Below are 20,192 nucleotides of genomic sequence, written 5' to 3'. Positions count from 1 at the left end.
TTAAGCGGCTTGATGCTTCTCGCATGATGCTATGTATGTATTAAGTTTCGTCTTTCTTATCGTCGACCAGCGGACTGGCGTCGTGCTCGGCGTTAATTTCTTCTTCCGGTAACGGTGCAGGTTCCGCTTCTGGCATCACAAACGTTTCGGTAGATATCGCCAGCGGCTGACCAATTTTGGTCACGGAAAGGCTTTCAAGCTGCTCGACCAGATTCACTTTGCCCGGTGCGAACAGATTGATTACGGTGGAACCCAGCTTGAAGCGGCCCATTTCCTGACCTTTCAGCAGTGCAACCGAACCTTCACTTTCGCCCGCAGGCCAGGTCCAGCGTTTGATCACGCCTTCGCGCGGCGGCGTGATGGTCCCTGCCCAGACGGTTTCGATACTGCCAACAATCGTAGCACCGACCAGAATTTGCGCCATTGGGCCAAACTCAGTATCGAACAGGCAGATAACACGTTCATTACGGGCAAACAGGTTTGGGACGTTCTGGGCGGTCAGATGGTTGACCGAGAACAGATCGCCCGGCACATAGATCATCTCACGCAGAATACCGTTGCACGGCATGTGTACGCGGTGGTAGTCGCGCGGTGACAGATAGGTGGTCACAAACGAACCGTTGCGGAAAAGATCCGCCATCAGGTAGTTGCCTGCCAGCAGGGCTTCCAGACTGTAGTTGTGGCCTTTAGCCTGCAGGAGCTTATCTTCTTCGATAGCGCCTAACTGGCTGATGACGCCGTCAGCCGGCATGACCAGTACGTTTGGATCGGTATTCAGCGGGCGAACGTCGTCACGCAGTGGACGGACAAAGAAATCATTGAATGAGCGGTAGCTGGCGGTATCCGGCTTCTGCGCTTCTTTCATATCGACCTTGTAGTACTTCACGAACAGATCGATAACCAGTTTAGTCAGCCATCCCGCTCGTTTGCTCGCGCCCCAGCCCGCCAGGCGAGTGAGCCATAGTTTCGGCAGAATGTATTGTAGCGAAAGTTTAAATGAGTTTAACAAGGTAGCCTCCAGGCCATTGTTTTATCGTTCCTGATCCGGCGTTCGCACCGGATCCTGAAAAAGGGGGACGATTCTAGCGATGCTTAGCTTAGTTGTCAGTCATCGGTATCAGAAAAGTTTTTACGCGTTTTTACCTGCGACATACTTTCAAGAATACGGTGATAATTTTCGAAACGGGTTTCCGCAATTTTCCCGTCTTCAACGGCAGCACGGATGGCGCAGCCTGGGTCTGCGTCGTGCTTACAGTCACGATATTTACACCGTCCCAGATAGTCATGAAATTCGACAAAGCCGTGGGTGATTTGTTCCGGCTCCAGGTGCCACAGACCGAACTCTCGCACGCCAGGGGAATCAATGACATCGCCGCCATGCGGGAAGTGATAGAGACGGGCAGCGGTGGTGGTGTGCTGTCCCAGACCGGAGTTGTCGGAAACATCGTTGGTAAGAATGGCTTTCTGCAGCCCCAGCAGCGCGTTGAGCAGGCTGGATTTGCCGACGCCGGACTGGCCAGCAAAGATGCTGATACGCCCTGTCAGCGCTTCTTCCAACGGTTTCAGACCATCCTGAGTATGGCTGGAGACCATCAGCACGCGATAACCGATATGACGATAGATATCCATCTGCTCATTCACAAAAGCGAGGCTTTCGTCATTCAGCAGATCGATTTTGTTGAGCACGATGATGGGTTCAACCTGCAATGTCTCGCAGGCCACCAGATACCTGTCGATAATATTGAGTGACAGCTCCGGTAAAATCGCGGAGACAATGACAATCTGGTCGATGTTGGCGGCAATCGGTTTTACGCCATCGTAAAAGTCCGGGCGCGTCAGTACCGAGGTACGTTCATGTACCGCCTCGACGATGCCTTTGACGTTGACACCTTCCGCCGCCGTTTTACCGGGACGCCAGACCACGCGGTCGCCGGTTACCAGCGAACGGATTGTGCGACGAATATTGCAGCGATGAATTTCACCGTCGGCAGATTCGACGTCGGCGTGCATGCCAAAACGGCTAATGACGATACCTTCAGCGGTCTCGCCAAACAGGTTGTCATCGTAGTCTGGCTTCTCCTTAGACGTTTTAAGACGACGCTGGTGATTAGCGTTCACGCGGCGCTGTTGGCCTTTGGAGAGTTTATTTTTACTCAATCGTACTGGCTCCTGGTCGCCCATGTTGGGCAAAACATCTATGATACACACAATTCTAGATGAGAGTAGTCACACTGAATGTGACGTATGAGGGGTGGAAAATAGCATGAGTGCCAATGAAAACAACCTGATTTGGATTGATCTTGAGATGACCGGTCTGGATCCCGAGCGCGATCGCATAATTGAAATCGCCACGCTGGTCACCGATGCCAACCTGAATATTCTGGCAGAAGGGCCGACCATCGCTGTTCATCAGTCCGATGAACAACTGGCGCTGATGGATGACTGGAACGTGCGTACCCATACCGGCAGCGGGCTGGTGGAACGTGTGAAGGCGAGCACGATGGGCGATCGCGAAGCGGAACTGGCGACGCTTGAGTTTCTGAAAGCGTGGGTGCCGGCGGGTAAGTCACCGATCTGCGGGAACAGCATTGGGCAGGATCGCCGCTTTTTGTTTAAGTACATGCCGGAACTGGAAGCGTATTTCCATTACCGCTACCTGGATGTGAGCACGCTGAAAGAGCTGGCGCGTCGCTGGAAACCCGAAATTCTGGACGGTTTGAGCAAGGAGGGATCGCATAAGGCGATGGACGATATCCGCGAGTCGGTGGCGGAACTGGCTTATTACCGTGAGAACTTTATAAAGTTGTAAGTTTGCTACCCGACAGGCTTGCACTGTCGGGTTTTTGTCGCTAAATTGTGCAGCCTGCTGCTTAATTAATCACTTGAACCTGATTTCAAAAAAATCGCTTTTAGAGGGGTTGCAGGCGGGAAGATTTCTCGTATAATGCGCCTCCCGTAACGACAGAGAATTACACGTTACGACAGCAACAAATTTGCGGGAATAGCTCAGTTGGTAGAGCACGACCTTGCCAAGGTCGGGGTCGCGAGTTCGAGTCTCGTTTCCCGCTCCAAAATTTGAAAGTGCTTGTTTAGCACAGACACACCTAATCGTAGGATTTCGAATTTCGACAAGGCAGTCAACGCCGTAGCGGTTCGAAAGACAAAGATTATGCGGGAATAGCTCAGTTGGTAGAGCACGACCTTGCCAAGGTCGGGGTCGCGAGTTCGAGTCTCGTTTCCCGCTCCAAAATTTGAAAGTGCTTGTTTAGCACGGACCACCCAATCGCAGGATTTCGAATTGCGACAAGGCGGCAAGAAAACGAATCCTTGAGAGCTTACAAAAGTAAGTGACTAAGGTGAGTGAAAGCAGCCAGCACCGTAGCGGTTCGGAAGACAAAGATTAAGCGGGAATAGCTCAGTTGGTAGAGCACGACCTTGCCAAGGTCGGGGTCGCGAGTTCGAGTCTCGTTTCCCGCTCCAAATTTCTTATCTCCAGAAAATCAACCACAGTACATTTTTGTATTGGGGTCATTTTATTTTGCCTTTGTCACATTCTTGTGAACAGAGTTATCCACAGCTTAAGATTTTTCTTTGGAATAATCAGATACTTCGCCGGGTGAATAGTTTTTCTTTAACTGTCTGAAATCATAGTTAAAATTAAGATTGCAAATTGTTAATGCGATCACTTGACGATTTTCTCGTTCTTGAATAGCAATGTGTTTTTATTTTTATTCACAGCCTGTGGAAGATTCAGGCGTCCCGCGGGAGTCCCCTCTCGATAGCGTTGACCAGTCGCCTTTGCTTCGGGGATTGCACGTCAACCACGCAGGCGTTTCGCTTCGCGATTTGCTGCGCGACAGCCCATTCAATATGCTCATCAAGAAGTGGGTGCTCACCCCGACGGCTTTCCAGCGCGGAAAGGGCGGCGTCACTCCAGGGGGCATTGCCGAGGGCGACAGCAATATTACGCAGCCAGCGCAGATGACCAATACGGCGAATAGCCGATCCTTCCGTAATTTTTAAAAACGTTGCTTCACTCCAGGCAAACAGCTCAATCAACTCGGGCGCATGAAGTGCCTTGCGTGGGCTGAAATCGTCTTCGCTGGTCAGGTATGAATAGCGGTTCCACGGACAGATCAACTGGCAGTCATCACAACCGTAGATCCGGTTGCCCATGAGTGGCCGCAGGGCTTCAGGGATCGCGCCTTCCAGTTCGATGGTGAGGTAAGAGATGCAGCGACGTGCATCCACCGTGTAAGGGGCAACAATTGCACCGGTCGGGCAGGTGGTGATGCAGGCGACGCATTTCCCGCATCCTTCCTCCACGGGATCGTCAACCGGCAGGGGTAAATCAATCAGTAACTCACCGAGAAAGAAAAACGACCCCGCTTCGCGGTTCAGGATGAGTGAGTGCTTACCTGTCCATCCAAGACCGGCTTTTTCCGCCAGCGGGCGCTCAAGTATGGGCGCAGAGTCGACAAAAGGTCTAAAATTCAGCGTGACACAATGCTGCTGAATCATCTCGCCCAGCTTTTTGAGGCGGTTACGTAAAAGCTTATGGTAGTCGCGCCCCAGGGCATAGCGACTGATGTAGCCCTGTGCGGGGTTTTTCAGCGTACTGGCAAACGCGGCGTGGGCGGGAAGATAGTTCATGCGCACGCTGATGACGCGTAGCGTGCCGGGCAACAGCTCATGGGGACGCGCGCGCATCATGCCGTGGCGCGCCATCCAGTCCATTTCGCCATGGTATTGTTTGTCCAGCCACGCCTGCAGTTTGGGTTCGGACTCGCTCAGGTCGGTATCGGTAATACCGACCTGCTGAAAGCCCAGTTCCAGCCCCCACTGCTTAATTTTTCGCACTAACTGATTGAGATCGAGGGGCTCTGACATGACGGACCATACAATGAAGAAAAACCCCATCAGTATACCACACTCCATCTGGCCCGCCGATGACATCAAACGACTGGAGCGAGAGGCCGCCGACGCGCTAGGGCTCACGCTGTTCGAGCTGATGCTGCGGGCGGGTGAGGCGGTGTTTGATGTGGCTCGAGAGTCCCGGCCTTATGCCCGGCGCTGGTTGGTGCTCTGCGGTCACGGTAATAACGGTGGCGATGGCTACGTGGTGGCGAGGCTGGCGAAGGCGGCTGGGATTCTGGTCACCTTGATAGCGCAGGAGAGCGACAAACCGCTCCCCGAGGAAGCCGCACAGGCGCGAGAGGCCTGGCTGAACGCAGGCGGTGTTATTCATTCCCCGGCGATCGCCTGGCCGGAAAATATCGACCTGATTATTGACGCGCTGTTAGGGACTGGGTTAACCCAGGCGCCGCGCGAACCGTTGTCTACGTTAATCGAACGGACAAACGCCCATCCTGCACCTGTTGTCTCGATAGACATACCTTCCGGGTTGCTGGCACAAACGGGAGCGACGCCCGGTGCGGTCATCAGGGCCGAACGCACGGTTACCTTTATCGTCCTGAAACCGGGCCTGCTGACAGGAAAAGCCCGTGATGTCACCGGGCGCGTCCATTTTAATTCGCTAGGACTGGACGACTGGCTGGCGGGGCAGGATGCGCCGATTCAACGCTTCGACGCCTCGCAACTTGCGCACTGGCTCTCTCCGCGTCGTGCAACGTCGCATAAAGGCGATCACGGTCGGCTGGTGGTGATTGGCGGCGATCACGGTACGGCAGGCGCGATTCGGCTGGCTGGCGAAGCGGCGCTGCGTGCCGGGGCGGGACTGGTACGCGTGCTGACGCGCAGCGAGAATATCGCCCCGCTGTTGACCGCTCGTCCCGAACTGATGGTGCATGAGCTGACGCCGCAGTCCCTTGACGAAAGCCTCGCATGGGCGGATGTCATCATCATTGGTCCTGGGCTTGGACAGGCGGAGTGGGGCAAAAAAGCGCTGCAAAAAGTCGAGAATTTTCGTAAACCGATGCTCTGGGACGCGGATGCGTTGAACCTGCTGGCAATCAACCCCGATAAACGTCACAATCGCGTCATCACACCGCACCCGGGAGAAGCCGCGCGGTTACTGGGGTGTTCTGTCGCAGAAATTGAAAGCGATCGCTTACATTCTGCTCAGCGTCTGGTAAAACGTTACGGAGGTGTTGCGGTGTTGAAAGGGGCGGGAACGGTAGTTGCCGCACAACCAGAGGCATTGGGAATTGTCGATGTCGGGAACGCGGGCATGGCCAGCGGCGGCATGGGCGATGTGCTCTCCGGTATTATTGGCGCATTGCTCGGACAGAAGCTTACCCCGTATGATGCAGCCTGTGCTGGCAGCGTGGCCCACGGTGCGGCGGCAGATGTTCTGGCGGCGAGCGTAGGTATGCGCGGTATGTTGGCAACCGATCTTTTTTCCACGCTACAGCGTATTGTTAACCCTGATGTGATTGACGTTTATCATGATGAATCGAGTAATTCCGCTACCTGACGAACAGGCAACATTAGACCTGGGACAACGGGTAGCCAAGGCCTGCAATGGCGCGACCGTTATCTACCTCTACGGTGATTTAGGTGCGGGTAAAACCACCTTTAGTCGGGGATTCCTGCAGGCGTTAGGCCATTCCGGTAATGTAAAAAGTCCAACCTATACGCTGGTCGAACCCTATTCTCTCGATAACCTGATGGTCTATCACTTCGATCTGTATCGTCTTGCCGATCCCGAGGAACTCGAATTTATGGGGATCCGCGATTATTTTGCCAACGATGCCATTTGCCTGGTGGAATGGCCACAACAGGGTAAAGGTGTACTCCCGGACCCGGATGTCGAAATACACATAGATTACCAGGCGCAAGGTCGTGAGGCGCGCATCAGTGCTGTCTCCTCATCAGGTGATTTGTTGCTGGCGCGTTTAGCCGGTTAACCTTAAAGGTGGCGGGATGATTTATCGCATCAGAAATGGGTTGGTGGCTATGCTGGTTCTGCTGTGCGCGCAGGCCGGGGCTGCCAGCCTCTCCGATATACAGGTCTCCAACGGCGATCGGCAGGCGCGTATTACGCTCAGCTTTATTGGCGATCCTGATTATGCCTTTTCCCATGAAGGCAAACGTACCGTTGCGTTGGATATTAAGCAAACGGGGGTCATTCAGGGGCTTCCGCTGATGTTCAGCGGTAACAACCTGGTGAAGACCATTCGTTCCGGTACGGCGAAAGATCCGCAGTCACTACGACTGGTGGTGGATTTAACTGAAAATGGGAAGACCGAGGCGGTAAAACGGCAGAATGGCGGAAATTACACGGTGGTCTTTACCATTAACGCCGATACCCCCCCTCCGCCCCCTCCTGCGCCCGTTGTCGCTAAACGCGTGGAGACGCCGGTGGTGACGCCACGTCCGAGTGAACCTGCACGCAATCCGTTTAAAGCCAGTGACGATCGAACCACCGCCGTGACCAGTAGCAATACGGCAACACGCCCTGCGGCCAGGGCGACATCCAGCAGTGGTGACAAAGTGGTGATCGCCATCGATGCCGGGCACGGCGGACAGGACCCCGGCGCGATTGGTCCTGGCGGCACGCGAGAGAAAAATGTCACTATCGCGGTGGCCCGTAAACTGCGCACATTACTCAATGCCGACCCGATGTTTAAAGGCGTGTTAACCCGCGATGGGGATTATTTTATCTCCGTGATGGGGCGTTCCGACGTGGCGCGAAAGCAAAACGCCAACTTCCTGGTGTCAATTCACGCCGATGCTGCGCCCAACCGAAGCGCCACCGGTGCTTCCGTATGGGTGCTGTCGAACCGGCGCGCCAACAGCGAAATGGCGAACTGGCTGGAAGAACATGAAAAACAGTCAGAGTTGCTGGGCGGTGCGGGGGATGTGCTGGCAAACAGCCAGTCCGATCCTTACTTAAGCCAGGCGGTGCTGGATTTGCAGTTCGGCCATTCCCAACGCGTAGGGTATGATGTGGCAACCAACATGTTAGGCCAGCTCGAACGGATTGGTTCACTGCACAAACGGCGTCCTGAGCATGCCAGCCTGGGCGTTCTGCGCTCGCCGGATATTCCGTCGGTGCTGGTGGAGACCGGCTTTATCAGTAATCACAGTGAAGAACGTCTGTTGGCGAGCGATGCGTATCAGCAGCAGCTTGCCGACGCGATCTACAAAGGGCTGCGTAACTACTTCCAGGCGCATCCGATGCAGTCGGCCCCGCAGGGAAGCGCGGCGCAAACCGCGAGCGCCGCGACGCCGGGTGAGTCGTTGATCAACTAAGGAATTTGCATGCCGATTCAGGTGTTACCGCCACAACTGGCGAACCAGATTGCCGCAGGTGAGGTGGTTGAACGACCTGCATCGGTGGTCAAAGAGCTGGTGGAAAACAGTCTCGATGCCGGGGCGACGCGGATCGATATTGATATCGAGCGCGGCGGCGCGAAGCTTATCCGCATTCGTGACAACGGCTGTGGGATCAAGAAAGATGAACTGGCGCTGGCGTTGGCGCGTCATGCCACCAGTAAAATCGCGTCGCTTGACGATCTGGAAGCGATCATCAGCCTCGGTTTTCGCGGCGAAGCGCTGGCGAGTATCAGTTCGGTGTCTCGCCTGACGCTCACATCGCGCACTGAAGAGCAGCAGGAAGCCTGGCAAGCCTACGCCGAAGGGCGCGATATGGATGTGACGGTCAAACCGGCCGCACATCCGGTAGGGACCACGCTGGAAGTGCTCGATCTGTTCTATAACACTCCCGCCCGGCGCAAGTTTATGCGCACCGAGAAAACCGAATTCAACCATATTGACGAGATCATTCGACGCATTGCGCTGGCGCGTTTTGATGTGACGATCAACTTGTCGCACAACGGCAAAATGGTGCGTCAGTACCGTGCGGTAGCGAAAGACGGGCCGCAAGAGCGTCGTCTGGGGGCCATTTGCGGCACGCCGTTTCTTGAGCAGGCGCTGGCGATTGAGTGGCAGCATGGCGATCTGACCTTACGCGGCTGGGTCGCCGATCCCAATCACACCACGACGGCGCTGGCGGAAATTCAGTACTGCTACGTTAACGGACGTATGATGCGCGACAGGCTGATCAACCATGCGATTCGTCAGGCGTGTGAAGATAAGTTGGGTGCCGATCAGCAGCCCGCGTTTGTGCTGTATCTCGAGATTGACCCGCATCAGGTGGATGTCAACGTGCATCCGGCCAAGCACGAAGTGCGTTTTCATCAGTCGCGCCTGGTGCATGACTTTATCTACCAGGGTGTACTGAGTGTGCTGCAACAGCAGCTTGAATCGCCATTACCACTGGAAGCCGAAGGTGAGCCTGCGCCCCGACACGTTCCCGAAAACCGCGTGGCCGCCGGGCGTAACCATTTTGCCGAGCCGGCGCCGGTGCGTGAACCTACGGCACCACGCTACGCCTCCGCGCCGTCAGCGGGCAGTAGCGCTCCGCGCCCGACAGCGGCAAGCTGGCCGCATGCCCAACCGGGCTACCAGAAACAGCAGGGCGAAGTGTATCGCCAGCTCCTGCAAACGCCGACGGCGGCGACAAAATCGCCCGCGGCGGAACCTGCGGTGTCAGCACTGGCGGGACACAGTCAGAGCTTCGGTCGCGTGCTCACTATCGTTGGCAACGACTGCGCGCTGCTGGAACGCGAAGGGAACATTTACCTGCTGGCGCTGCCCGTTGCAGAACGCTGGTTGCGTCAGGCGCAGCTCTCTGCGCAAGAGGGAAAGGTCTGTGCCCAGCCGTTGTTGATTCCGCTGCGGCTAAAAGTCTCTGCGGATGAAAAGGTCGCGCTGGAAAACGCGCAGGGCGCGCTGGTGGAATTAGGGATTGAATTTCAGGCAGATGCCCAGCATGTGACCATTCAAGCGGTGCCTTTACCCTTACGCCAACAAAATTTACAAATCTTGATTCCTGAACTGATAGGCTACCTGACGCAGCAGCCAGCGCTTGAACCTGGCAATCTGGCGCAGTGGATTGCGCGTAATCTGATGAGCGAGCATGCGCAGTGGACAATGGCTCAGGCCATTACCCTGTTGGCTGATGTGGAGCGGCTTTGCCCGCAGCTCGTGAAGGCACCGCCGGGTGGTCTGTTGCAACCTGTTGATTTACATACGGCGATGAATGCCCTGAAACATGAGTGATATCAGTAAGGCGAGCCTGCCAAAGGCAATTTTCTTGATGGGGCCAACGGCCTCGGGCAAAACAGCGCTAGCGATTGAATTGCGTAAAGTTTTGCCAGTAGAGTTGATAAGCGTTGATTCCGCCCTTATTTACAAAGGGATGGATATCGGGACGGCGAAACCGGACGCTGAAGAGTTAAAAGTGGCTCCGCACCGATTGCTGGATATTCGCGATCCGTCGCAGGCGTATTCTGCCGCGGATTTCCGCTGCGATGCGCTGGCGCAGATGAGTGAGATCACTGCGGCGGGGCGTATTCCGCTGTTAGTGGGCGGTACGATGTTGTATTTCAAGGCATTGCTGGAAGGTCTCTCGCCGTTACCGTCGGCAGACCCGCAGGTCAGGGCCAAAATTGAGCAACAGGCGGCTGAGCTTGGGTGGGATGCGTTGCACCAGCAGTTGCAGACAATCGATCCGGTTGCTGCTGCGCGTATTCATCCGAATGATCCGCAAAGACTTTCCCGGGCACTGGAAGTTTTTTTCATTTCGGGTAAAACTTTAACGGAACTGACGCAAACGTCAGGTGATGCTTTACCGTACCAGGTGCATCAGTTTGCTATCGCCCCAGCGAGCCGTGAGCTATTGCATCAACGCATCGAGCAGCGTTTTCATCAGATGTTGGCTTCAGGATTTGAAGCAGAAGTTCGGGCGCTCTTTGCCCGCGGAGATTTGCATACGGACTTGCCTTCCATTCGTTGTGTGGGATATCGCCAGATGTGGTCATACCTTGAAGGCGAAATATCATACGATGAAATGGTTTATAGAGGTGTTTGCGCCACGAGGCAGTTGGCAAAGCGCCAGGTAACCTGGTTGCGCGGTTGGGAAGGGGCGCACTGGCTTGACAGTGAGAAACCTGAGCAGGCGCGGAACGAAGTATTACAGGTTGTTGGTGCTATCGCGAACTGAATGTGTACAATTAAGGCGTATCGTGCGCAATTTTCAGAATCGAAAGATTCAAAGTACAAATAAGCATATAAGGAAAAGAGAGAATGGCTAAGGGGCAATCTTTACAAGATCCGTTCCTGAACGCACTGCGTCGGGAACGTGTTCCAGTTTCTATTTATTTGGTGAATGGTATTAAGCTGCAAGGTCAAATCGAGTCTTTTGATCAGTTTGTGATCCTGTTGAAAAACACGGTCAGCCAGATGGTTTATAAGCACGCGATTTCTACTGTTGTCCCGTCTCGCCCGGTTTCTCATCACAGTAACAATGCCGGTGGCGGTACCAGCAGTAACTATCATCACGGTAGCAGCGCGCAGGGTTCTGCTGCGCAACAGGACAGCGAAGAGACCGAATAAGGTTTTTGACTGTTTTACACACGGGGAGCCAGAATTTCTGCGTTCCCCGCTGATCTATATCGAGGGGTTGACGCTTGTTTGACCGTTATGACGCCGGTGAGCAGGCGGTACTGGTACACATCTATTTTTCGCAAGACAAAGATATGGAAGATCTCCAGGAGTTTGAGTCTCTGGTCTCTTCCGCCGGTGTCGAAGCAATGCAGGTGATTACCGGTAGCCGTAAAGCACCGCACCCGAAGTACTTTGTTGGTGAAGGTAAAGCCGTTGAAATTGCGGAAGCCGTAAAAGCGACAGGCGCTGCCGTCGTATTATTCGATCATGCATTGAGCCCGGCCCAGGAGCGAAACCTGGAGCGCCTGTGTGAGTGTCGTGTTATCGACCGCACCGGCCTTATCTTAGACATTTTTGCGCAACGTGCACGTACCCATGAGGGGAAATTGCAGGTTGAGCTGGCGCAGTTGCGCCATCTGGCTACGCGTCTTGTCCGTGGCTGGACCCACCTCGAAAGACAGAAAGGCGGGATTGGTTTGCGCGGTCCGGGTGAAACCCAGCTCGAAACCGACCGTCGTTTATTGCGAAACCGTATATTGCAGATCCAGTCGCGCCTGGAAAAAGTTGAAAAGCAACGTGAGCAGGGGCGACAGTCGCGCATTAAGGCGGATGTCCCGACCGTCTCGTTGGTGGGATATACCAACGCCGGAAAATCCACCCTTTTCAACCAGATAACCGAAGCCAGGGTCTATGCGGCAGATCAACTGTTTGCCACTCTGGATCCGACGCTGCGACGCATTGACGTGGCGGATGTCGGGGAAACTGTGCTGGCGGATACCGTTGGATTTATCCGCCATCTTCCGCACGATCTGGTGGCGGCGTTTAAAGCGACCCTCCAGGAAACGCGTCAGGCGACGCTGTTGCTGCATGTGGTTGATGCAGCGGACGTGCGTGTGCAGGAAAACATCGACGCAGTGGATACGGTTCTCAAAGAGATCGATGCTCACGAGATCCCGTCCCTGATGGTGATGAACAAGATCGATATGCTGGATGACTTTGAACCGCGTATCGACCGGGATGAAGAGAACAAACCGATCCGTGTCTGGCTTTCCGCGCAGACAGGGGTTGGGATACCACAGCTTTTTCAGGCTTTGACGGAGCGACTTTCCGGCGAGGTGGCGCAGCACACGTTGCGTTTGCCGCCGCAGGAAGGGCGTCTGAGAAGCCGTTTTTATCAGCTTCAGGCAATAGAAAAAGAGTGGATGGAGGATGACGGTAGCGTAAGTCTGCAAGTTCGCCTGCCGATCGTTGACTGGCGTCGCCTCTGTAAACAAGAACCGGCACTGAAAGACTATGTTGTCTGACCTGACGGATATGGCCTGAAGATTTTTTCGCCTCTGTACCTTGTGGATGTTGTGCGTCAGGAAGGCGGCAAGTCCTGAAGGCCCCTGGAATATAGTCAACTATGTGACTGGGGTTGAGGGATGTAGCCAACGCATCTGTAGCGCAAAAGACACAGGTATAGCATCGCATAACAAATATGGAGCACAAACATGGCGTGGAATCAGCCCGGTAATAACGGACAAGACCGCGACCCGTGGGGAAGCAGCAAACCAGGCGGCAACTCTGAGGGAAATGGAAACAAAGGTGGTCGCGAGCAGGGGCCACCTGATCTCGATGACATCTTTCGCAAACTGAGTAAAAAACTCGGTGGTCTGGGGGGCGGTAAAGGTACCGGCTCTGGCGGCGGAAGCTCATCGCAAGGCCCGCGTCCGCATCTGGGCGGGCGTGTCGTCACCATCGCGGCGGCAGCTATCGTCATTATTTGGGCGGCAAGCGGTTTCTACACCATCAAAGAAGCAGAACGCGGCGTGGTGACACGCTTCGGTAAGTTCAGCCATCTGGTTGAACCGGGCCTGAACTGGAAGCCAACGTTTATCGACGAGGTTACGCCGGTGAACGTGGAAGCCGTCCGCGAACTGGCCGCTTCCGGTGTGATGCTGACCTCGGATGAGAACGTCGTGCGCGTTGAGATGAACGTGCAGTACCGTATCACCGATCCGCAGAAATATCTGTTCAGCGTGACCAGCGCAGATGACAGTCTGCGTCAGGCGACCGACAGCGCACTGCGTGGCGTAATCGGTAAATACACCATGGACCGTATCCTGACCGAAGGGCGTACCGTTATTCGTAGCGATACCCAGCGTGAACTGGAAGAGACCATTCGTCCGTACAACATGGGTATTACCCTGCTGGACGTCAACTTCCAGGCAGCGCGTCCGCCGGAAGAGGTGAAAGCGGCGTTTGACGATGCAATTGCTGCACGTGAGAACGAACAGCAGTACATCCGTGAAGCGGAAGCGTATACCAACGAAGTTCAGCCGCGTGCGAACGGTCAGGCACAGCGTATCCTCGAAGAGGCACGTGCCTACAGAACGCAAACCATCCTGGAAGCACAGGGTGAAGTGGCGCGCTTTGCTAAGATCCTGCCGGAATATAAAGCCGCACCGCAGATTACTCGCGAGCGTCTGTATATCGAGACGATGGAAAAAGTGTTGAGCCATACTCGCAAAGTGTTGGTTAACGACAAAGGTGGCAACCTGATGGTTCTGCCATTGGATCAGATGCTGAAAGGCGCGAGCACGCCAGCGGCAAAGAGCGATAGCGGTTCAAACCTGCTGCGCCTGCCTTCCACGTCTTCTTCCAGCAGCACCGGAGCAAGCAACACCTCGTCCACCAGTCAGGGCGATATTATGGACCAACGCCGCGCCAACGCGCAGCGTAACGACTACCAGCGTCAGGGGGAATAACGATGCGTAAGTCAGTTATTGCGATTATCATCATCGTGCTGGTAGTGCTGTACACCTCTATTTTCGTGGTGAAAGAAGGTGAGCGCGGAATCAAGTTCCAGTTCAGCAGCGTCGTGCGCGATGCTGACAAAAAACCGTTGATTTATGAGCCTGGTCTGCACTTTAAGGTTCCCTTTATTCAGTCGGTGAAAATGCTCGATGCGCGTATCCAGACGATGGATAACCAGGCCGATCGCTTTGTCACCAAAGAGAAGAAAGACCTGATTGTCGACTCTTACATCAAGTGGCGCATCAGCGATTTCAGCCGTTACTTCCTGGCGACGGGCGGCGGCGATATTTCTCAGGCTGAAGTGTTGTTGAAACGTAAGTTCTCTGACCGTTTGCGTTCTGAGATTGGTCGTCTGGATGTGAAAGACATCGTGACTGACTCCCGTGGTCGTCTCACCCTGGAAGTTCGTGACGCGCTGAACTCTGGTTCTGCCGGAACGGAAGACGAAGTGGCGACGCCAGCCGCGGATAACGCGATTGCGGAAGCCGCTGAGCGCGTGACCGCAGAAACCAATGGTAAAGTGCCGGTGATCAACCCGAACAGTATGGCGGCGCTGGGGATCGAAGTTGTCGACGTACGGATCAAGCAGATCAACCTGCCGACCGAAGTGTCTGAAGCGATCTACAATCGTATGCGCGCTGAGCGTGAAGCGGTAGCGCGTCGTCACCGTTCACAAGGTCAGGAAGAAGCGGAAAAACTGCGCGCGACAGCCGACTATGAAGTGACCAAAACGCTGGCGGAAGCTGAGCGTCAGGGTCGTATCATGCGCGGTGAAGGGGATGCTGAAGCGGCGAAACTGTTTGCCGATGCGTTCAGCCAGGATCCTGACTTCTACGCCTTTATTCGTAGCCTGCGTGCTTACGAGAAGAGCTTCGAAGGCAATCAGGATGTCATGATCATGAGCCCGGACAGCGATTTCTTCCGCTACATGAAGACACCGAGCACCGCAACGCGATAATATCGTTCCAACGGTTTTAGGTTAGACGCATAAAACCACCGGCATCCTCAGGGATGCGGTGGTTTTCTTTTTTATAAGGACGTCCAATGAACTCAACAATCTGGTTGGCACTTGCCCTGGTGTTAGTGCTTGAGGGTTTAGGCCCGATGCTCTATCCGCGAGCATGGAAGAAGATGATTTCTGCCATGACGCAGTTGCCCGAAAATACGTTACGTCGTTTTGGCGGCGGACTTGTGGTTGCGGGCGTTGTGGTCTACTACATGTTGAGGAAAACGATTGGCTGATCAAAAAGTGTGCGAAATTAGCTGATTTTTGCATGCAAAAAGTGCTGTATATCTGAAAAAGCGATGGTAGAATCCATTTTTAAGCAAACGGTGATTTTGAAAAATGGGTAACAACGTCGTCGTACTGGGCACCCAATGGGGTGACGAAGGTAAAGGAAAGATCGTCGATCTTCTGACTGAACGGGCTAAATATGTTGTACGCTACCAGGGCGGTCACAACGCAGGCCATACTCTCGTAATCAACGGTGAAAAAACCGTCCTCCATCTTATTCCATCAGGTATTCTCCGTGAGAACGTCATCAGCATCATCGGTAACGGTGTTGTGCTGTCTCCGGCTGCATTGATGAAAGAGATGAAAGGACTGGAAGATCGTGGTGTTCCTGTTCGCGAGCGTCTGCTGCTGTCTGAAGCGTGCCCGCTGATTCTGGACTACCACGTTGCGCTGGATAACGCGCGTGAGAAAGCTCGTGGCGCGAAAGCGATCGGCACTACCGGTCGTGGTATCGGGCCGGCTTACGAAGACAAAGTCGCACGTCGTGGTCTGCGCGTTGGCGACCTGTTCGACAAAGCCACGTTCGCTGAAAAACTGAAAGAAGTGATGGAATATCACAACTTCCAGTTGGTTAACTTCTACAAAGTTGACGCGGTTGACTACCAGAAAGTGCTGGATGATGTGATGGCGATTGCCGACATCCTGACCGCAATGGTAGTTGATGTTTCCGATCTTCTGGACCAGGCGCGCAAGCGTGGCGATTTCGTCATGTTCGAAGGTGCGCAGGGGACACTGCTGGATGTTGACCACGGTACTTATCCGTACGTAACCTCCTCTAACACCACTGCAGGTGGCGTGGCGACCGGTTCAGGTCTGGGTCCGCGTTACGTGGATTACGTTCTGGGCATCATCAAGGCTTACTCCACTCGCGTGGGTGCGGGTCCGTTCCCGACTGAGCTGTTTGATGATATCGGTGAGTTCCTGTGCAAGCAGGGTAACGAATACGGTGCCACTACCGGTCGTCGTCGTCGTACCGGCTGGCTGGACTCCGTTGCTGTGCGCCGTGCGGTACAGATCAACTCCCTGTCGGGCTTCTGCCTGACCAAACTGGACGTACTGGACGGTTTGAAAGAGGTGAAAATCTGTGTCGCTTATCGTATGCCGGATGGCCGTGAAGTGACCACGACACCGCTGGCGGCTGACAATTGGGAAGGTATCGAGCCGATTTACGAAACCATGCCGGGCTGGTCTGAATCCACCTTTGGCGTGAAAGAGCGTAGCGGTTTGCCGCAGGCAGCGCTGAACTACATTAAGCGTATCGAAGAACTGACCGGTGTACCGATTGATATTATTTCTACCGGCCCGGATCGTACTGAGACCATGATTCTGCGCGACCCGTTCGACGCATAATTTGGGTTCGTGGCGCAGTGCCTGATGGCGCTGCGCTTATCAGGTCTACAGAGTGTAGTAGGCCGGATAAGACGCAAAGCGTCGCCATCCGGCTTAATCGTGCGTTAAATCCTCGCTTTTTCCTTCCCGAGTGAAATAAATTGGCAGTCGGACAGATGGCTGGTTTATCATCAATATATAAGATGTATCCCGTTCCCCCCTTTTCCCTGAGGTCGATGTGCAGTTAACGAGTTTCACCGATTACGGACTACGAGCGCTAATCTATATGGCGTCACTCCCGGAGGGTCGCATGACCAGTATTTCGGAGGTGACGGATGTCTACGGCGTTTCCCGTAATCATATGGTCAAAATAATCAATCAACTTAGCCGGGCGGGCTTTGTGACTGCTATTCGGGGGAAAAATGGTGGGATCCGCTTAGGTAAAGCCGCGAATACCATTCGGATTGGCGATGTCGTGCGCGAACTCGAACCGCTGTCGTTGGTGAACTGTAGCAGCGAGTTTTGCCACATTACCCCTGCCTGTCGACTCAAACAGGCACTTTCTAAGGCCGTGCAAAGTTTTCTTACGGAACTGGATAACTACACGCTTGCCGATTTGGTTGAAGAAAATCAACCGCTTTATAAATTATTGCTGGTGGAATAATGAAGTCCGCAGTATTTCGCGTCGTATCACAGCGGCAACTGAGCGAATCCCCACGCGCTTACAAAAGCAAGTGACTGGGGAGAGCAAAAGCAGCCAACAAAGAGACGGCGAGAAAGACGACGGAATTCCACCGGAGCTGACAATGGAGGAACCTCAATGTCACAAGATCCTTTCCAGGAACGCGAAGCTGAAAAGTACGAAAATCCTATCCCAAGCCGGGAATTTATCCTCGAACATTTAACAAAACGTGAAAAACCGGCCAGCCGTGATGAGCTGGCTGTGGAACTGAACATTGAAGGCGAAGAACAGCAGGAAGCCCTGCGCCGTCGTCTGCGCGCGATGGAGCGTGACGGACAGCTGGTCTTCACCCGTCGTCAGTGCTATGCGCTGCCGGAACGTCTCGATCTGCTGAAAGGTACCGTTATTGGCCACCGTGATGGCTACGGCTTTCTGCGCGTCGAAGGACGTAAAGACGATTTATATCTCTCCAGCGAGCAGATGAAAACCTGCATCCATGGCGATCAGGTGCTGGCGCAACCGCTGGGTGCAGATCGTAAAGGCCGCCGCGAAGCGCGTATCGTACGCGTGCTGGTGCCGAAAACCAGCCAGATTGTCGGTCGTTACTTCACCGAGGCAGGCGTGGGCTTTGTCGTTCCGGATGACAGTCGCCTGAGCTTCGATATTCTGATCCCGCCGGAAGAGGTGATGGGCGCCCGCATGGGATTTGTGGTGGTGGTTGAACTCACCCAGCGTCCGACGCGCCGCACCAAAGCGGTAGGTAAAATCGTTGAAGTGCTGGGCGATAACATGGGTACCGGTATGGCTGTCGATATGGCGCTACGGACCCATGAAATCCCGTACATCTGGCCTGCCGCCGTTGAAAAACAGGTTGCCAGTCTGAAAGAAGAGGTGCCTGAAGAGGCAAAAGTCGGTCGTGTGGATTTACGCGATTTACCGTTAGTCACCATCGACGGCGAAGACGCCCGCGACTTTGACGATGCGGTCTATTGCGAGAAGAAACGCGGTGGCGGCTGGCGTTTGTGGGTGGCCATTGCCGACGTGAGCTATTACGTGCGTCCGCCGACGCCACTGGACCAGGAAGCGCGTAATCGCGGGACGTCCGTGTACTTCCCGTCGCAGGTGGTACCGATGCTGCCGGAAGTGCTCTCCAACGGCCTGTGCTCACTGAACCCGCAGGTTGACCGCCTGTGCATGGTCTGCGAAATGACCGTGTCGACCAAAGGACGTCTGACAGGGTATAAATTCTACGAAGCGGTGATGAGCTCGCACGCGCGTCTGACCTATACCAAGGTCTGGCATATATTGCAGGGCGATCAAGAGTTGCGCGAGCAGTATGCGCCGCTGGTTACGCATATCGAAGAACTGCACAATCTTTACAAGGTGCTGGATAAAGCCCGTGAAGAGCGCGGCGGTATCTCGTTTGAAAGTGAAGAAGCGAAGTTCATTTTCAACGCGGAACGTCGTATTGAGCGGATTGAGCAAACCCAGCGTAACGATGCGCACAAGCTGATTGAAGAGTGCATGATTCTGGCAAACATCTCGGCGGCGCGTTTCGTTGAGAAGGCCCAGGAGCCTGCGCTGTTCCGTATTCACGACAAGCCGACCACCGAGGCTATCACCTCCTTCCGTTCCGTTCTGGCGGAACTGGGGCTGGAACTGCCGGGCGGTAACAAGCCGGAACCACGTGACTACGCGGAACTGCTGGAATCGGTTGCCGATCGTCCCGATGCCGAAATGTTGCAAACTATGCTACTGCGCTCGATGAAGCAGGCGATTTACGATCCGGAAAACCGCGGTCACTTTGGTCTGGCGCTGCAACAGTATGCGCACTTTACGTCGCCAATCCGTCGTTACCCGGATCTCTCGCTGCACCGCGCCATTAAGTATCTGCTGGCGAAAGAGCAGGGTCATAAGGGCAACACCACCGAGACCGGCGGTTATCACTATTCGATGGAAGAGATGCTGCAACTGGGCCAGCACTGTTCGATGACCGAACGTCGTGCGGATGAAGCAACCCGTGACGTTGCTGACTGGCTGAAGTGCGACTTCATGCTGGATCAGGTTGGCAATGTCTTTAAAGGCGTGATTGCCAGCGTCACCGGCTTTGGCTTCTTTGTACGTCTGGACGAGCTGTTTATTGATGGTCTGGTGCATGTCTCTTCGCTTGATAACGACTACTACCGTTTTGACCAGGTGGGGCAGCGCCTGACCGGCGAATCCAGCGGTCAGACTTACCGTCTTGGCGATCGCGTGGAAGTGCGCGTAGAAGCGGTCAATATGGATGAGCGCAAGATCGACTTCAGCCTGATCTCCAGCGAACGAGCACCGCGTAATGAAGGTAAAACGGCGCGCGAAAGAGCGAAAAAAGGCGATGCGGGTAAAAAAACCGGGCGTCGTCGTCAGGTCGGCAAAAAAGTGAACTTTGAGCCTGACAGCGCTTTCCGCGGCGAGAAGAAAGGCAAGGCCGGGGCTAAGCCTGCGGCTGAGAAGAAAGGCGATAAAAAAGCGAAAAAGCCATCGACAAAAACGCTTAAAATCGCAGCAGCCACGAAAGCAAAACGCGCCGCGAAAAAGAAAGACGCGCAGTAAGCCACACAGTGTAAGCCGGGG

The 20,192-nt window shown here is 54.5% G+C and carries 17 protein-coding genes and 3 tRNA genes; 17 read left to right on the top strand and 3 right to left on the bottom strand.

Going from position 1 to position 20,192, the window contains the following annotated elements; genetic code table 11:
* Positions 1-40: 40 nt before the first annotated feature.
* Both asd and rsgA read right to left on the bottom strand, forming a co-directional pair.
* Entirely contained in the window at positions 41-1,009 is a 969-nt protein-coding gene (gene asd, locus QQZ17_RS03120) for an archaetidylserine decarboxylase (RefSeq protein WP_152401651.1), read from the bottom strand.
* A gap of 95 nt (positions 1,010-1,104) precedes the next feature.
* The gene (gene rsgA / locus QQZ17_RS03115) at positions 1,105-2,157 is read right to left on the bottom strand and encodes a small ribosomal subunit biogenesis GTPase RsgA (protein ID WP_187696659.1); all 1,053 of its coding nucleotides are present in this window, start codon (positions 2,155-2,157) and stop codon (positions 1,105-1,107) included.
* A gap of 106 nt (positions 2,158-2,263) precedes the next feature.
* On the opposite strand from rsgA, the gene orn reads away from it, so the two are divergent.
* The 4 genes from orn to QQZ17_RS03095 all read left to right on the top strand — a co-directional run bounded on the left by orn (position 2,264) and on the right by QQZ17_RS03095 (position 3,480).
* Positions 2,264-2,809 (top strand): oligoribonuclease, encoded by a 546-nt coding sequence (gene orn / locus QQZ17_RS03110; RefSeq protein WP_152401654.1) that lies wholly within the window; start codon positions 2,264-2,266, stop codon positions 2,807-2,809.
* Positions 2,810-2,995: 186 nt separating this feature from the next.
* Positions 2,996-3,071: transfer RNA gene (locus QQZ17_RS03105), tRNA-Gly, on the top strand.
* A 100-nt stretch (positions 3,072-3,171) separates the two neighbouring features.
* A tRNA-Gly gene (locus QQZ17_RS03100) sits at positions 3,172-3,247 on the top strand.
* 157 nt (positions 3,248-3,404) lie between these two features.
* A tRNA-Gly gene (locus tag QQZ17_RS03095) sits at positions 3,405-3,480 on the top strand.
* Positions 3,481-3,750: 270 nt separating this feature from the next.
* Here QQZ17_RS03095 and queG read toward each other — a convergent pair.
* Entirely contained in the window at positions 3,751-4,890 is a 1,140-nt protein-coding gene (gene queG, locus QQZ17_RS03090) for a tRNA epoxyqueuosine(34) reductase QueG (RefSeq protein ID WP_152401656.1), read from the bottom strand.
* Between queG and nnr the strand changes: the two genes are divergently transcribed.
* The 13 genes from nnr (at position 4,889) to rnr (ending at position 20,171) form a co-directional block, all read left to right on the top strand.
* Entirely contained in the window at positions 4,889-6,436 is a 1,548-nt protein-coding gene (nnr, locus tag QQZ17_RS03085; protein WP_152401658.1) for a bifunctional ADP-dependent NAD(P)H-hydrate dehydratase/NAD(P)H-hydrate epimerase, read from the top strand. The two genes, queG and nnr, sit on opposite strands and share 2 nt — an antisense overlap.
* Positions 6,408-6,869: a tRNA (adenosine(37)-N6)-threonylcarbamoyltransferase complex ATPase subunit type 1 TsaE gene (tsaE, locus tag QQZ17_RS03080; RefSeq protein WP_152401661.1), complete on the top strand. Its 462-nt coding sequence runs from the start codon at positions 6,408-6,410 to the stop codon at positions 6,867-6,869. The genes nnr and tsaE overlap by 29 nt, the downstream gene beginning before the upstream one ends.
* A gap of 16 nt (positions 6,870-6,885) precedes the next feature.
* Positions 6,886-8,217 carry an N-acetylmuramoyl-L-alanine amidase AmiB gene (amiB, locus tag QQZ17_RS03075; protein WP_152401663.1) on the top strand — a complete coding sequence of 444 codons (1,332 nt, stop codon included), beginning with the start codon at positions 6,886-6,888 and terminating at the stop codon, positions 8,215-8,217.
* Positions 8,218-8,226: 9 nt separating this feature from the next.
* Positions 8,227-10,089 (top strand): DNA mismatch repair endonuclease MutL, encoded by a 1,863-nt coding sequence (mutL, locus tag QQZ17_RS03070; protein WP_152401664.1) that lies wholly within the window; start codon positions 8,227-8,229, stop codon positions 10,087-10,089.
* Positions 10,082-11,032 carry a tRNA (adenosine(37)-N6)-dimethylallyltransferase MiaA gene (miaA, locus tag QQZ17_RS03065; protein WP_152401667.1) on the top strand — a complete coding sequence of 317 codons (951 nt, stop codon included), beginning with the start codon at positions 10,082-10,084 and terminating at the stop codon, positions 11,030-11,032. Before mutL ends, miaA begins: the two co-directional genes overlap by 8 nt.
* An 83-nt stretch (positions 11,033-11,115) precedes the next feature.
* A complete protein-coding gene (hfq, locus tag QQZ17_RS03060) occupies positions 11,116-11,424 on the top strand; it encodes an RNA chaperone Hfq (protein ID WP_042321423.1) in 309 nt (102 codons plus the stop codon).
* Positions 11,425-11,498: 74 nt separating this feature from the next.
* Positions 11,499-12,779 carry a ribosome rescue GTPase HflX gene (hflX, locus tag QQZ17_RS03055; RefSeq protein WP_152401669.1) on the top strand — a complete coding sequence of 427 codons (1,281 nt, stop codon included), beginning with the start codon at positions 11,499-11,501 and terminating at the stop codon, positions 12,777-12,779.
* A 189-nt stretch (positions 12,780-12,968) separates the two neighbouring features.
* Positions 12,969-14,225, top strand: coding sequence for an FtsH protease activity modulator HflK (gene hflK, locus QQZ17_RS03050; protein WP_152401671.1), 1,257 nt, complete (start codon positions 12,969-12,971; stop codon positions 14,223-14,225).
* Between the two features lie 2 nt (positions 14,226-14,227).
* Positions 14,228-15,232, top strand: a complete 1,005-nt coding sequence (gene hflC, locus QQZ17_RS03045) for a protease modulator HflC (RefSeq protein ID WP_046494403.1) — start codon at positions 14,228-14,230, stop codon at positions 15,230-15,232.
* An 86-nt stretch (positions 15,233-15,318) separates the two neighbouring features.
* A complete protein-coding gene (locus QQZ17_RS03040) occupies positions 15,319-15,516 on the top strand; it encodes a DUF2065 domain-containing protein (protein ID WP_046494405.1) in 198 nt (65 codons plus the stop codon).
* Between the two features lie 103 nt (positions 15,517-15,619).
* Positions 15,620-16,918 carry an adenylosuccinate synthase gene (locus tag QQZ17_RS03035; protein ID WP_152401673.1) on the top strand — a complete coding sequence of 433 codons (1,299 nt, stop codon included), beginning with the start codon at positions 15,620-15,622 and terminating at the stop codon, positions 16,916-16,918.
* Between the two features lie 217 nt (positions 16,919-17,135).
* A complete protein-coding gene (nsrR, locus tag QQZ17_RS03030; RefSeq protein WP_042321442.1) occupies positions 17,136-17,561 on the top strand; it encodes a nitric oxide-sensing transcriptional repressor NsrR in 426 nt (141 codons plus the stop codon).
* A gap of 156 nt (positions 17,562-17,717) precedes the next feature.
* On the top strand, positions 17,718-20,171 hold the full coding sequence (rnr, locus tag QQZ17_RS03025; protein ID WP_152401675.1) for a ribonuclease R: 2,454 nt from the start codon (positions 17,718-17,720) through the stop codon (positions 20,169-20,171).
* The last annotated feature ends 21 nt before the right edge of the window (positions 20,172-20,192 follow it).

This window comes from Citrobacter sp. T1.2D-1, assembly GCF_950098555.1.
Taxonomy (GTDB): Bacteria; Pseudomonadota; Gammaproteobacteria; order Enterobacterales; family Enterobacteriaceae; genus Citrobacter_A; species Citrobacter_A telavivensis.
The sequence above is the reverse complement of the archived record's forward strand: the minus strand, read 5'-3'. Positions and strand labels throughout refer to the sequence as shown.